General features: G+C 38.4%; 16 protein-coding genes. 10 read left to right on the top strand and 6 right to left on the bottom strand.

The annotated features are described in order from the left end of the window. The first annotated feature begins 257 nt into the window (after window positions 1-257). From ACSQ6I_RS20410 to purT, 3 genes are all read left to right on the top strand, one after another. Entirely contained in the window at window positions 258-1208 is a 951-nt protein-coding gene (locus ACSQ6I_RS20410) for an ABC transporter ATP-binding protein (protein WP_438892121.1), read from the top strand. Between the two features lie 42 nt (window positions 1209-1250). Then, window positions 1251-3071 carry an ABC transporter permease gene (locus tag ACSQ6I_RS20415; protein ID WP_438892122.1) on the top strand — a complete coding sequence of 607 codons (1821 nt, stop codon included), beginning with the start codon at window positions 1251-1253 and terminating at the stop codon, window positions 3069-3071. Between the two features lie 289 nt (window positions 3072-3360). Continuing rightward, complete coding sequence (purT, locus tag ACSQ6I_RS20420) at window positions 3361-4530, top strand: formate-dependent phosphoribosylglycinamide formyltransferase (protein WP_438892123.1); 1170 nt, start codon at window positions 3361-3363, stop codon at window positions 4528-4530. Between the two features lie 148 nt (window positions 4531-4678). Here the strand turns inward: purT and ACSQ6I_RS20425 are convergent, their stop codons facing one another. Together ACSQ6I_RS20425 and crtH are read right to left on the bottom strand one after the other, a co-directional pair. Beyond that, window positions 4679-6088, bottom strand: a complete 1410-nt coding sequence (locus ACSQ6I_RS20425; RefSeq protein ID WP_438892124.1) for a serine hydrolase — start codon at window positions 6086-6088, stop codon at window positions 4679-4681. 195 nt (window positions 6089-6283) lie between these two features. After that, entirely contained in the window at window positions 6284-7783 is a 1500-nt protein-coding gene (gene crtH / locus ACSQ6I_RS20430; RefSeq protein WP_438892125.1) for a carotenoid isomerase, read from the bottom strand. A 576-nt stretch (window positions 7784-8359) separates the two neighbouring features. On the opposite strand from crtH, the gene upp reads away from it, so the two are divergent. From upp to ACSQ6I_RS20445, 3 genes are all read left to right on the top strand, one after another. Then, window positions 8360-9010 (top strand): uracil phosphoribosyltransferase, encoded by a 651-nt coding sequence (upp, locus tag ACSQ6I_RS20435; protein ID WP_438892126.1) that lies wholly within the window; start codon window positions 8360-8362, stop codon window positions 9008-9010. Between the two features lie 73 nt (window positions 9011-9083). Further along, window positions 9084-9434: a hypothetical protein gene (locus ACSQ6I_RS20440; protein ID WP_438892127.1), complete on the top strand. Its 351-nt coding sequence runs from the start codon at window positions 9084-9086 to the stop codon at window positions 9432-9434. Between the two features lie 131 nt (window positions 9435-9565). Continuing rightward, the gene (locus ACSQ6I_RS20445) at window positions 9566-9820 is read left to right on the top strand and encodes a YggT family protein (RefSeq protein WP_438892128.1); all 255 of its coding nucleotides are present in this window, start codon (window positions 9566-9568) and stop codon (window positions 9818-9820) included. Window positions 9821-9888: 68 nt separating this feature from the next. On the opposite strand, the gene ACSQ6I_RS20450 is transcribed toward ACSQ6I_RS20445, so the two are convergent. Further along, window positions 9889-10320 carry a biotin carboxylase gene (locus ACSQ6I_RS20450; protein ID WP_438892325.1) on the bottom strand — a complete coding sequence of 144 codons (432 nt, stop codon included), beginning with the start codon at window positions 10318-10320 and terminating at the stop codon, window positions 9889-9891. A 138-nt stretch (window positions 10321-10458) separates the two neighbouring features. On the opposite strand from ACSQ6I_RS20450, the gene ACSQ6I_RS20455 reads away from it, so the two are divergent. The 4 genes from ACSQ6I_RS20455 (at window position 10459) to ACSQ6I_RS20470 (ending at window position 12526) form a co-directional block, all read left to right on the top strand. Next, window positions 10459-11070, top strand: coding sequence for a hypothetical protein (locus ACSQ6I_RS20455; RefSeq protein WP_438892129.1), 612 nt, complete (start codon window positions 10459-10461; stop codon window positions 11068-11070). Between the two features lie 195 nt (window positions 11071-11265). Continuing rightward, the gene (locus ACSQ6I_RS20460) at window positions 11266-11448 is read left to right on the top strand and encodes a CsbD family protein (protein ID WP_438892130.1); all 183 of its coding nucleotides are present in this window, start codon (window positions 11266-11268) and stop codon (window positions 11446-11448) included. Window positions 11449-11518: 70 nt separating this feature from the next. Then, on the top strand, window positions 11519-11959 hold the full coding sequence (locus ACSQ6I_RS20465; RefSeq protein WP_438892131.1) for a hypothetical protein: 441 nt from the start codon (window positions 11519-11521) through the stop codon (window positions 11957-11959). Window positions 11960-12004: 45 nt separating this feature from the next. Then, the gene (locus ACSQ6I_RS20470; protein WP_438892132.1) at window positions 12005-12526 is read left to right on the top strand and encodes a hypothetical protein; all 522 of its coding nucleotides are present in this window, start codon (window positions 12005-12007) and stop codon (window positions 12524-12526) included. A 221-nt stretch (window positions 12527-12747) separates the two neighbouring features. Here ACSQ6I_RS20470 and ACSQ6I_RS20475 read toward each other — a convergent pair whose 3' ends face one another. The 3 genes from ACSQ6I_RS20475 to ACSQ6I_RS20485 form a co-directional block, all read right to left on the bottom strand. Next, window positions 12748-13074: a Uma2 family endonuclease gene (locus ACSQ6I_RS20475; RefSeq protein WP_438892133.1), complete on the bottom strand. Its 327-nt coding sequence runs from the start codon at window positions 13072-13074 to the stop codon at window positions 12748-12750. A 219-nt stretch (window positions 13075-13293) separates the two neighbouring features. Continuing rightward, complete coding sequence (locus tag ACSQ6I_RS20480; RefSeq protein WP_438892134.1) at window positions 13294-13749, bottom strand: DUF29 domain-containing protein; 456 nt, start codon at window positions 13747-13749, stop codon at window positions 13294-13296. Between the two features lie 53 nt (window positions 13750-13802). Beyond that, window positions 13803-14027 carry an addiction module protein gene (locus ACSQ6I_RS20485; RefSeq protein WP_438892135.1) on the bottom strand — a complete coding sequence of 75 codons (225 nt, stop codon included), beginning with the start codon at window positions 14025-14027 and terminating at the stop codon, window positions 13803-13805. Window positions 14028-14103 lie beyond the last annotated feature (76 nt).

Below are 14103 nucleotides of genomic sequence, written 5' to 3' on the forward strand. Positions count from 1 at the left end.
TCCATCTCTTCAATAACATGAAGGGGTGGTATTTTTCCATTAATCCGGATTTATGCACAGTATTTATCTGTGATAGCGCAGAGTAACGTAAGTCATGGACTGGGTTTAAGGGTGTAGGAGTTTTTCTGTATTCGACCTTGATTTTTTTATCATTTTACATAAATAATAAAGCCTGTTTCCATTTCCGAAACCAAAGTAGATGCAGCTGTAGACACAGGTTAGCTTAACTGTTAAACACAAGCCGCATCTCAGCCGTGATGGTTAAAGAAATAGCAATTAGCACCCGTGGATTAACTAAGCAATTTGAACGACACGTTGCAGTGAACGATGTTGACTTAGAAATTCAGATGGGCGAAGTTTACGGATTAATTGGCCCTAATGGTGCGGGTAAAACAACTTTAATTAGAATGTTAGCCGCAGCAGAAGAACCAACTACAGGAGAGATTTATATTAATGGCGATCGCTTACTTCGTGATCAAAGCAACTCCAACCTCAAGCGTCACCTGGGTTACTTACCCGATGACTACCCACTCTATGAAGATTTAACAGTCTGGGATTATCTAGATTATTTTGCTCGTTTATATCGCTTGCGGGAACCACGACGCACACAACGTCTACACGAAGTTTTAGAACTCATCCAACTTGGTAATAAGCGTAACAGCATAATTTCTACCCTCTCACGGGGGATGAAACAGCGTTTAAGTTTAGCCCGCACCATTATTCACGAACCGATTCTACTGCTTCTAGACGAGCCGGTTTCTGGTCTTGATCCTATTGCGAGAATGCAGTTTCGGGAAATTATCAAAGCTTTGCGAGAAGCGGGAATGACGATATTAATTTCTTCCCATGTTCTTAGCGACTTAGCCGAGTTGTGTACCTCCGTAGGCATCATGGAACTAGGATTTCTGGTAGAAAGTGCCTCACTACAACAACTTTATCAACGTTTAGCCCGACAGCAGATTTTAGTATCAACTTTGGGCAACATAGATGCATTGGTAAGTGAACTCAAAAATTATCCCTTGGTGGAAGAGTGGGAAGTAATACCTAGTAAAAATAGTGTGCGAGTTAATTTTTCGGGAACACAGGAAGATTGCGCTGAATTATTGCGATCGCTTATCAGTACAGGTATACCCTTAACTGACTTTCACTGCACCCAAGAAGACCTAGAAACTATTTTCCTAAAATTAGGTCATAAACAAGCATCCTAATTAGTTAATAATTCTCAGTTTTAAATTTTGGAGATTTTTTCTATGATAGTCAATTTTATAGACAGAGTAGGTGAATGGAATCCCCAACTATTCCGAGAACTGAAAGGACGATTTAAACCTTTTAACGTCCTAATTGCTGTTGCATCATCCTTACTACTGCAAATCATTGTTTTTCTATTTCAATTACGAGAATTTCCCGATGATAAATACTCTCTCAGGGCAAATTATTGTACTTTGAAACAAGGATATCAAAACCAAGAACAACAACTTTTCCATCAGCAAGAGCTACTTTACCAAAAAATAGCTAATTATCGACAAATTAAATTATCAGACAATACCATAATCCCCAATTTAGAAGCGGAAGTTAAGCAAATTGGAACAGAAATAACTAAGTTGGAGAAGTATTTGTCCCAGAATATTTGTCCTCCTGATCAAATTAACTGGCAATTGTGGTGGAGAGATCATTGGGAATACTTCTTTTTAACATTTAGTGTAATTTTTGTTTTTACACTATTAGTAGCTGGAACTTATTCACTCATCAGCGACTTAGCTAAAGAAGAACAACGTGGTACACTGAATTTTATTCGCCTCAGTCCACAGTCAGAAACCACTATTTTGACTGGAAAAATCCTCGGAGTACCCAGTTTAATTTATCTCTTTGTCCTGACAGCAATTCCTCTACATTTCTGGGCTGGACATTCTGCTAAAATCGCCTCTAGTTATATTGTCAGTTACTACATAATTCTTGTTGCTAGTAGCATTTTTTTTTACAGTGCTGCACTTCTATTTGGTTTAGTTAGTCGCTGGTTTAGCAGCTTTCAACCTTGGTTAGGTAGTGGTGCTGTCCTCTTGTTTTTGTTTCTGACAATGACAGTAGTATCGTCTTACACTAATATCAATAATCCTTTAGCTTGGTTTCGGTTATTCAGCCCTTGGGAGATCACAGCTTATCTGTTTCCTAACTTGTTTCGTGTATATAATGGTTCTGCAATGGAAAATTTGCAAATTTTCTATGTACCAATTGGAAAAAATTTAGTTAGCTTAGTTAGCATTCATTTAATCAATTATGGGATTTGCACTTACGGTATTTGGCAAGCAATGAAACGCTGCTTTCGTAATCCCAATGCCACTATTTTGAGCAAGGGACAAAGTTATTTATTTATAGCTTTTTCTCAGTTCATGTTTGTCGGATTAGCAATGCAAAACATTGAAAGAAGCAAACAAGATGTTGATATGATTGCTGTAGTAGCATTTCTCAACCTAGCTTTAGTTCTCTGCTTAATTGCTATTCTCTCACCTCATCGCCAAACTGTCCAAGATTGGGCAAGGTATCGACACCAAAATCAGAGAAATAAATCTTTATGGCAAGATTTATTTTCAGGTGAAAAAAGCCCTGCCCTCATGGCAATAGCCATTAACTTAGTAATTGCTACTATACCTTTGATAGTTTGGATTTCACTATTACCAGAAGATTTATCCACTAGCGATTTTGGGAAGCTTAAAGCACTTTTAGCTATCGCTTTATCTATCAGTTTAATGATGATTTGTGCTACCATTGCTCAGTTAATGTTACTGATGAAAAACCCTAAACGCCATATCTTTTCAATTGGTACTGTGGCTGTAGTAATGTTTTTACCACCCATTATTTTCCAATCTCTTGGTATCTACGCTTCCAAAAATCCCACTATTTGGCTATTTTCTACCTTTCCTTGGGCAGCCATAGAATACTCTGAAGCTACAACAATTTTCATGGCATTACTGGCTGAATTTACTGTTTTAGCTTTGTTAAACTTCCAATTAACAAGACAAGTCAAAGTTTTAGGTGAATCTGCAACTAAAGCATTATTAGCAGGAAGATCATAATACCAATTATATATGAGGCTGTACAGAATGATGACATCAATTGAATTATCCGCCTTTATCTGTGTTTATCTGCGTTTATCTGCGTTTATCTGCGGTCAATTATTCTTGATATCTTATTCTATGCAACTTCATACCAATTTGGGATAAGACCAGATTAAAAGTAAACAATTACCAATTTATAACCGTCGGTATAAGTATTTATCGGCGGTTAAAATTTGTAATAAAAAAGTTAATATACTATCAGATAATGATAATAAAAATTATTGATTGATATGATTCCAATAAATTCATGAAAAATTCGCTAAAACTACCCCAAAAGTTAATGCTGCTAGGTTCAGGAGAACTAGGGAAAGAATTTGTAATTGCTGCACAACGTTTAGGTAATTATGTCATTTCAGTTGACCGCTATGCAAATGCTCCTGCTATGCAGGTTGCTGATTGTGCAGAAGTTATTTCTATGCTTAGTGCCGAGGATTTAGAAACTGTTGTTAACAAACATCAGCCTGATTTTATTATTCCCGAAATTGAAGCGATTAGAACTGAAAAATTACAGGAATTTGAGAACCGGGGAATTACTGTCATTCCTACTGCGGCGGCGACTAATTACACGATGAATCGTGATAGAATTAGAGAATTAGCGCATCAAGAATTAGGAATTAGAACAGCTAAATATGGTTATTCAGTAACTTTAGAAGAATTAATTGCCATTTCTGATCAAATTGGCTTTCCCAATGTTGTTAAACCTGTGATGTCATCTTCTGGAAAAGGTCAATCTGTAGTACAAGATAGAACAGAAGTTGAGAAAGCTTGGAATTATGCTATTTCTAATTCTCGTGGTGATAGTCAAAAAGTAATTGTAGAGGAGTTTATTAATTTTGAGATCGAAATTACTTTACTCACAATTAAACAGTGGAACGCACCGACAATTTTCTGTTCTCCTATTGGACATCGCCAAGAAAGAGGAGATTATCAAGAATCTTGGCAACCAGCAGCTATTTCTGAAGATAAAATATTAGCATCTCAAGAAATAGCGAAAAAAGTTACTGATGCTTTGGGTGGTGCGGGAATTTTTGGAGTTGAATTTTTTATTACTAAAGATGAAGTAATTTTTTCTGAACTTTCTCCCAGACCTCATGATACAGGGATGGTAACATTAATTTCCCAAAATTTGAATGAATTTGAATTACATTTGCGGGCAATTTTAGGCTTACCTATTCCCCACATAGAACAGTTAGGTTTTTCTGCTAGTGCAGTCATTTTAGCTTCTGAAAAATCTGATTCTATTGCTTTTACTGGTGTGGCTGATGCGTTAGCAGAAAAAGATGTAGATATTAAGCTATTTGGTAAACCTACGGCTCATCCCTATCGACGCATGGGGGTAGCTTTGGCGAAAGGTGCTGATGAGAAAGAAGCGAGGGAAAAGGCAACAAAGGCAGCTAATAAAGTTAAATTAGTTTGACATCCTGGAACCTCACCCCCAACCCCCTCTCCGTGAACGGAGAGGGGGCTACTATTTTTTTCCTCCAACAAATGTAAACAGTCAGAGAATACTTAGTATTAGCATAGTTGGGAAGTGTCGATTAGCAATAACTACGAATTGGTAAATTCTATCGAGTAAAACTGTCATTAGAATCAACTGAAGCAACAGGGACTTGTTGATTTAGGTAGTCATAAACTAATCGAGAAACTTCACGAATAAATTCTCTACCTCTCACATCTTTATAAGGACGTTTGACAAAAATTGCTGCTAGATAATGCTTACCATTAGGCATTGTCACGAATCCAGCATTACCAATCAGAAAGCCAATGTCGCCAGTTTTGTGAGCGATAATAGCACCTTTACCCAAACCAGCAGGAAGCAATGTACGAGTTTTGGTATGGCGTAAAATATCTAAAGCTTGTTCTTTGCTTTGGCTAGAAACTAACTTGTCATTTACTAACAAAGCTAATGCACGCGCCATGTCTTGGGAACTGGTGGTATTAGTTCCTTTGAAGTCGCCTAAAAGACGACGAATGACTGTATTTTTTAGCCCCCAACTACGAAAACGCCCATTGAGTTTCGCTGCTCCACCTAAGCGATCAATAATCATGTTGGTGGCGGTGTTGTCACTAATGACAATCATTTTGGTGATGGTTTCTAAAGCGGTGTATTTTTTACCAACTCGCTCATATTGCATCACTCCTGAACCATTTGTGACTAAATCACGCCGCATGGTTAGTTGGTCATTTAGGCTGACTCTACCTGCGTCTAATTCTTGAAAAAAGGCCAGAAGAATAGGCAGTTTAATGGTGCTGGCAGCTGGAAAAACGCGATCGCCCCCTATATCTAAATAATCACCATTATCCAAATCCAAAAAGAACATCCCCGTTTGCAGAAAACTGTAACGATTCATTAACGCTTTAATCTGCGGTTCTAAACCCTTCATGGGCGAATGTAAGGGAACCACACCAGCAAACAGCTTACTCTCAGAAAGATTTGGCGAAGCCTTAATTTGTGGGGTATTCAGCCTCGTGACAGGTTTAGGTAAACGTACAGACAGATTAGCTGATTTTTTAACAGTAGGGGAAACCTGAATTTTAGTACTATTTAGCCTGCTGGAATTTTCTTTAACTGGCTTGGGTAACTGCACAGACCAATGATTAACTGATTCTTGTTGCAGTTTCACCTGTGTGGGGTCGAAGGTGTAACCCGGTGCTAAGGTAACTACTATGCGAGTATTCCCTGGGTTAATTTGTGCTATTTTCACTTCTCTAATTATTACCCCCACCCTTTGACTAACTGGAGAAGATCCCAGAGTAACTCCTGGTAAGTCAATAACTAAACGATTAGGGTTAGCAAGCTGTACTTGCGGTTGTACCTGTTCATCTGTGGAGAACTTGAGATGATTACGGTTACTGTCAAAATACCAACTAGCAATAGTCGCTGCTTTGACAGTTGAACCAAATAGGAAAACACTTAAAAAGCTGGATAAAAGCCAGCTTGCTTGGAAAAGATTGGTTTTGTGTGTGAGTTGCATGAGTGAGGAGTTATCGAGAAGAAAACGAAAAGCAATTGCTCGCTATTAAAACACAATATGGAAAATTTGCATGACTCACACGCCAAAAAGTCAAACAATTTTAGATTTTAGACTTCGTCGTGAGCGCTCAGTCGAACGATTTTGGATTGACCTCAAGGATAAATCTGGTGGGTTGTAACATCCAGAAATCATTGCTCAAAGTCCCAAATCGACAGCAATGCGATGAGCGCAAGCAAACCCAGAAAACGCCACCGCATTCAAACCCTGACCTGGAAAGGTACTATCCCCCACACAATACAGCCCAGGAATAGCTGTACGATTAAAAGGCATTCCCAACAACCCCCATAACTTACGCCTGGGTATAGGGCCATAAGTGCCATCTATACGACCTAAAAAACGACGGTGGGTCAGCGGTGTCCCTACCTCTAGATAATCTAACCCAGCATCTAAACCAGGAAAAATCTTTTCTAGTCGTTCAATAATTCTTCCTGCTGCTTGTTCTTTCTTGTTTTCATATTCACTTGGTGTAAGTCCTTGCCAATCAGCTATCCAGTGTGGTGTAAAAGCATGGATAATGTGGTATCCTTTGGGGGCTAAATCTGGGTCAAGTAGTGTGGGAATAGAAACGAAAATTGTTCCTTCAGCTAACTCCATTTTTTGCCAATCTTCTAACAAAATGTGATGACATTCTGTAGCAGCCTGTAAAACTGACGCTTTTACCCCCAAATGCAAGCTTAAAAAACTAGGCGATTTTTGATATCTTTGTTGCCAATTCTTCTCATTAACTGGTATTCTCTCTGACGGTAGTAATTTTTCAAAAGTATCCCAACGGGTAGCATTAGAGACGATGCGTTTGCCATGATAAACTTTACCATTAGCTAATTGAACACCTACAGCTTGTCCTTGTTCAGTGAGAATTTTTGTCGCCCTGGCTTGGTACTGAATTTTACCTCCAGCTTTTTCTAAACCCTCAACTAATTTTTGGGCAATTTTTCCTACTCCACCTTTGGGATAGTTAACTCCTCCATAGTGTCGATCAGAAAAAACCATGCCAGCATTAATCATTGGTGTCATTGCGGCTGGAACTACTGACCAGCAATAACACTCTATATCAATAAATTTTAATAATAGCGGATCTTGAATATAACGCTTTGCTAAATCTCCTACATTCAAGGGTAAATACTTAGCTAAACCCAGACAGGCTAAGGGATGTTGTAAGAATACTCGCAGTAAATATCCTGGTTCTTCTAATGACAGTAATTCAAAGCTATTCAGATAATTAAAAACTTTTTGGCACTCGTCATAAAAGCGCCGAATACCTTGTTCTTCATGGGGAAAATAAGCTATCAGATTTTGTAGAAATTTTTCATAATTTTGGTCAATTTTAATATCTAAATTGTTAGGTAGGTGATAATGAATCTGTACAGGATCTGCTATTGATTCTAGGCTGACATTCACGGCTTCTAAAGCGCGGGTGAGTAAGTTGGTTGTCCCTTTTTTCCCTAAACCAAAAATCATTGATGCACCAACATCAAACGTATATCCTTGGTGTTGAAAATAACCCGCGCTGCCTCCAGGAATGAGATAACTTTCCAGTACCAGGACTTTAGCTCCTTTGGCCGCTAACTGGGTGGCTGTTACTAAACCACCAATACCAGAACCAATAACAATGACATCAAATAATTCGTAATTCATAATTTGTAATTCGTAATAGAGCCTATGGCAGAATGAATGTAATTTATAATACTGCTACGCAAAAGTAAGCAATTTAATAAAGCCTACGGCAGGATATATGGACTTAATTTAAATGTATTTTACCGAACAGAATTCAGGAGTCAGGAGTCAGAATGAATTCTGTGCGAGTGGCGGATAAATAACCGGGTTTAAGACCCCCACTAAATCGTAGATTTGGTGGTCTTTAATCAGTCGCAGGTCTGAATCCTGGCTACTGACTCCTGACTCCTTCTTCAAATTACTGACATTTTATTGGATAATACGCAAATAAAAATTACATTCCTCAAAATAATCAAAAAAAAGAGGGACAAACCTGCTGCTGCTGGCTATCCCGTCTGCCGATCCTTTAAAGAGAGGAGAACACTAGATAATAATATAGCCTTGATTGAGAATATATGTCAACTATTAATGCAAAAATATCTCAATTATCTGAATGAACCTGACTATCACCCAACCAAAGTTGGGATCAGCCACTTACTGGAAAGAGTATGATGTTGTATCAGTTCCCATATAATTAAAGGCTGTCCATTTCTTGCTATGACACAACAATTGCTTGTTTATGTCCCACCTCATCCGCTAATCAAGCACTGGTTGGCAGTAGCTCGTGATGTGGCTACGCCTCCAGTCTTATTTCGTGCTGCTATCACTGAGTTGGGACGATGGTTAACTTATGAAGCGGCCAGAGATTGGTTGCCGACTCTAGAAACAACTGTGGAGAGTCCATTGGCTCCCTGTCCGGCAACTTTCATTGATCCACAAGTACCTGTGGCAGTTGTGCCGATTCTCCGGGCTGGTTTAGGCTTACTAGAGGGAGCGCAGACATTGTTGCCTTTGGCAAAAATTTACCATTTGGGTTTGGTGCGAAATGAGGAAACTTTAGAACCCTCTTGTTATCTAAATAAATTACCAGAAAAATTTGACCCGGAAACACGGGTGTTAATTACCGATCCGATGTTGGCAACGGGAGGGTCTATAATGGCAGCAATGGCAGAATTGACTAAAAGAGGTGTTGAACCGGCGTTGACAAGGATTGTTTGCGTTGTGGCAGCACCACCAGCTTTGCAAAAGTTGAGTGCTGATTATCCTGGTTTAACAGTTTACAGCGCGACTATTGATGGGGTGGTGAACGATAAGGGATATATTGTACCGGGATTGGGGGATGCAGGCGATCGCATTTTTGGGACTTAGGCTAGTAGGATGCACCTAAAGCATGAAAATAGCTTAAATACTTTGAAACTTGCAGATTGAAGGCGGTAAAAATATGAGTCAAAAAGATGGTTTTGCCAGCGGGTTCTTATTGGGGACTCTTGTTGGTGGAGTAGTTGGTGGGGTATTGGGTACGGTGCTGGCATCTCGACGGGATGCACAATTGGCAGCAGATGAGGAAATAGGACTCTCTGATAGTTCCATCCCTGGAAATAAAATAGCAGCCAAAAGACGGCAGATGAGAGCAGCAGCTAATGAGGGTTTAGAAATGGAAACCGCAAGGCGATCGCTAGAAGATAAAATTGCTCAACTGAATGCCACAATTGATGATGTGCGAAACCAGTTGGGGAATGTCAACGGTACTTCATCGCGGCCAGTTGAAGGTTCCGTCTCTCAGGACTCTTGAAAAGCTTCTGTAACATAGCGCAATCAGGAATTCTCATCAATGTGGGAGCTATTTGCAGACTCAATGCCATTGACTCAATTAAAATCAATCATAAGACCGTTTTTGTCACTTAGCAGGAAACTAACCCATCCATGTATTTACTGTTTAACACATTAGCTACCTTTATTACCATCTATGGCTATTTGCTAATTAGCCGGATTTTATTGACCTGGTTCCCCCAAATCAACTGGTATAACCAACCATTTGCCGCTTTGAGCCAGATAACTGATCCTTATTTGAATCTGTTCCGTTCAATTATTCCTCCATTAGGTGGGATGGATTTTTCTCCAATGGTAGCGATTATATTGCTGCAAGTTTTAGGTAGTGGATTGCAAGGTTTTATGTAACCGATGATTGACAACCGCTCCACATTCAACTAAAAAATGTTAAGTCTGGGCTAACTAGCCCAGATTTATCAACGTCTAACTTGTCCGCTAAAACCAGTAGCTTTAAACTGCTTCAGCTGTAATGGAGTCGGCTGATTTGCAGGTACAGAAATTCTGAACTCAAAATCACTAATACCTGGCGGAACTTCAGCAATTGAACCAATACGGGTGCGATTTTGCATGACTGAATCATTGTTGGCATCATAGATGCGTCCAAAAATATCTGCGTCATAAACTGTTTTGTAAGTGCTATTTTCTGCCTTACCTGTGACAATATAGCAACTTGCGGCCGCTGAACCGCTACTAATAACAGCACCTTTTGCTAGTTCTGCTGGACAATCTTGATAGGAGATATCAAATAGTCTAATTTGTGTCAGCGCTACAGCAGGGGGAGTAAACACCCAGGAAAGAACAACAATGAGGCCAGAAACGAAGATAAGGGTGAGCGATCGCAACCGCATAAAACACACCATCACTTTATTAAAAGATTATACTGAACTTTTAACCTCAGCTTACCTGAATTTTACAGTTAAGGAATTGGAAACTTAAATTTAAGATTGTCATAATTATAAAGATAGACCTTCAATTGCTAGTATCCTATGACGACCGATGAGATTGAAGCAGCCTTGCGAACAGCCTTTAAACGTTGTGATGCAGCCAGCTGTCCTCTCACTGATATGCAGAAACAAATATTACTGCAAATAGTCGAGCAAATTCAGAAAAACCCAAGCTCCCCGGTATCAGATATTGCCAATCCCTTAGATGAACTGACTCCAGAGGAGTTGGAAGCATTTTTACAGTTCGTAAAAGCAGAAGAAGAACAAAACCGCACTTGGAAGGTGCAATTGCTCAATGATTGGTTGTTGGCACAAGATTCGGGAAAAGTGCAATTTATCCGCCAACGCTATGGCTTACAGTGGTTGAATCGGGTTGAATCATACCATTTTGACAAGTATTCTTATTTTGAAGAAGCACTACAGTTCAAAATAGGCGATCGCATAGAAGTTTCTAATGCACTGTGGGAATGGATACCAGAGGATGACTCCTCTCAGCGGGAATGGTTTCCCTGTATAGTCATTAAGGTTGATGAAATTTGTGATGGTGATGATGCCTTTACCAGTTGCCTCATTCGCTTCTTGAATGGCACTGAGTATGAAATTCAAGGCATCTTTGAATGGAATCGCTATAATTGGCGTTGGCCGCAGAAGTAGAATAAATAACTGAGTCAGACGAGCAAGAAGCAACCTATACCTCATTTACTTTTTTAAGCGTTTGGTAATTTTTTTATTCAAAAATATATTTCTTTCTATATAGATATCTAATATAAATTGTATCTCTTATGATGGAGGTTTTTACCTACTTTATTAGATAAATTGAGTAGGTAATCATTAAAAAAGGCAAATTAAATGAGCTTAGAAGAACGGGCTAAAGCCACAGCTAAAAATATTGAAGGTAAAGCGCAAGAAGCCGCAGCAAATATTACTGGTGATCCAAAAGATAAAGCTGAAGGTAAAGCTAAACAAGCAGAAAGTCAAGTCCGTCACGCTGCCGAAGATGTAAAAGATAATATCAAGGAAAAGCTTGATTAGATAAATTCAAAATTTCGTAGTTGCATAACAATGCAACTACGAATAAAAATTATTTTATGAGGAGATAAATATGATTCTGCTTCAGCAGATACGGCAAATTTTGATGCCTTTAATCTTAATTCTAGTGTTAACTTTGACCGCTGCTTGCGGTGGGGGAACAGTTACAGAAGCTGACCGTACAACCACACCATCAGCAATTGGGAGAGATGTTACCTATGCAGAATTAGAGCGTGGTAATACTCCAGGGGGACAGGCTTTTGGCAAGTGGGTAGTGCAGACTTCTAAAGGATTAGTTCAAGATGCTTATGTCAGAGATAATAATAAACTAGGTGTGGTTATTTCTCCTCAAGTTAAACCGAATGAAGTAAAAGCATTAGCAAAATCTTTAGCTCAAGGGTTTCACAAAAATTTTCCTAACCAAGATGTAAAAGTCTTGATGTATGCTCCTGATAAAAAACTGATCCTAACTGCTGATTATGATGCTCAGTCTAACCAAGTTAAGTATAGCTAGGAAAATTAATAACTAAAATCTAGTAAAAATAAGGAGATATATCAAATGGCAAATAGTGAACAATATAGAAGTGAAGTTCTGAAAGATTTAGCACAAGGAAATGTCGAATCTTTAGATAATATTCCAGCCGATACTACAAATGAATATCAAAGCTTTGATGATTTCGCCCAGAGGACAACAACAGACCAACGTCGGCAATTATTTAATCAGTCTTTATCTCCTGAACGTATCCCTGCCAGCGAAATGGAGCCAGAATTGCAAAAGGCAATTTCTCAAATTAAACCCAATGAACGGGATGATGTTGCCAAGGCTTTTTTCAAACAGTTAAAAGAACGAGGACTGGAGGATAAACGTTTAGAACAACAGTTAAATCTTTCTACTCATCACCCTAACCGTATGACCGCTGATGATGTCAGCAAACTTGCATCTTTTACCTATCATAATCACCCTGATGTTTTTCGTGAGGTGTTAGCGGAACAGCCAGGAATTATGAAGTTTCTTAGTAATCCTATTGTCGCCGGAATTATCGGTATTGCAGCAGCTAAATGGTTGGGAAGTCGGAAATGATCATCTGTAATTTTGTAGGGTGGGTAATGCTCACTCTACACTTCATTTAGGGACTTCCAAATAAAAAAACACTCAACCACCTAACGTAAAAAATCTCTCAAATCCTTATTCCTCCGTGTCCTCTGCGCCTCTGCGGTATGGCTAACGCCACGCTCCGCGAACGTTAATCTGGATAATTTATTTCTTGGAAGTCCCTTACCTCATAAATCAAAATATAGATATTATCGTTTAATTTGGTTAGGAAAGTCAGGAAATAACAAAGATTTTTCTAATTCACCTTGTTCATTATAGAATCTTATTTGACCTTGTTCATTACATAACCATACTTCAATTGCTTGAGCTTCTAAATATAATTGTTTCTTAAATTCCATTTCATCAAGGGTGTTACCAGTTGATTTAACTTCTATACAAATTTCTGGTGCGATAGAAGCTGATATTTCATCTTGTATTTGATCAAATCTTGCTTCTGAACACCAAACCACATCAGCTACTTTAACACCATGTGATGTGTTTATTGCACATTCTGGCATTACTTCACCAGTTTTCAATAAAGATTCTAACTAAACGTTGGATTCTTACTTGATAAAATGAATATTAAATTTTCACAGGACTCATTACAATTTGTCCCCATTTATTCAATTCAATCTTAAAGGGTAAATTTTGTAATTGTTTATTGTCACAAACTTATTCCCATTTCATAGTCAATTACCTAGAGGGATCAGATCAATATCATCTTAACTTATTGGTGCTTGATTATCAATTCAGACTTAGGGTATAAAATCTGCATTCAGAACTTCTGTTAAGGAGAAAGGACACTCTTCGGGGAATAGATTTGAGGAAAGTTGATATTTATTAATTGTATCTTTTCTAGCGTCTTGATAACAGTCTAAAAATACATCATTTAAAATAGCTTTTAAACTAGGACTATCTGCGAAAGTATATGCTATTTGTCGTCTTTGCTCCACGACAGTATTACGCCAACCTCTAGCATTATACTCTTTTTCCTCTGTCCAATATTTTAGTTTTAATAAATGTTCAATTAGGAGAACTAGGCGAGTTTTCAGTTCTTTCTTTTCCCTCCTTCCCATACTATCAATTTCTTCAATCAAATTCTCAATATCTAGTTGTTCTAAGTTTCTTTCTTTCAATTGTTGAAGTGTCGTTTGTATCCACAAATAAAAATCTTGCTCATATAATGTTTTATTGTTATCAATTGTCAGCATAAGAGTTTATCCTTCAAGTTCTATTTTTGCATGAGGATGGAATTCCAAAAATATCAGCGATTCCTTAGTCTTTGTAATACTTCATCGGCTGGTATTAACGTAACTTGACCTTCATCTATTGCCTGGATGCGATTTGCAATTTCTGTTTCCCAAGCAGCCTCAACTTCAGGATTAATTTCATCAAGACTTTTGAGAAGATGTTCAGCAAGCATCGCTCTGTATAGGGGAGGTAGGGTTAATACTGCTCCAAAAATTTCGTCGTAAGTAACGTTAGCCATACAGAAAACTCCTTACAGAGTGTGGTAATGGCATCTTAGCATAAATGCGCTTAATCTACCTTACGGACTAGGGGTG

This window comes from Anabaena sp. WFMT, from assembly GCF_051781005.1.
Lineage (GTDB): Bacteria > Cyanobacteriota > Cyanobacteriia > Cyanobacteriales > Nostocaceae > Anabaena.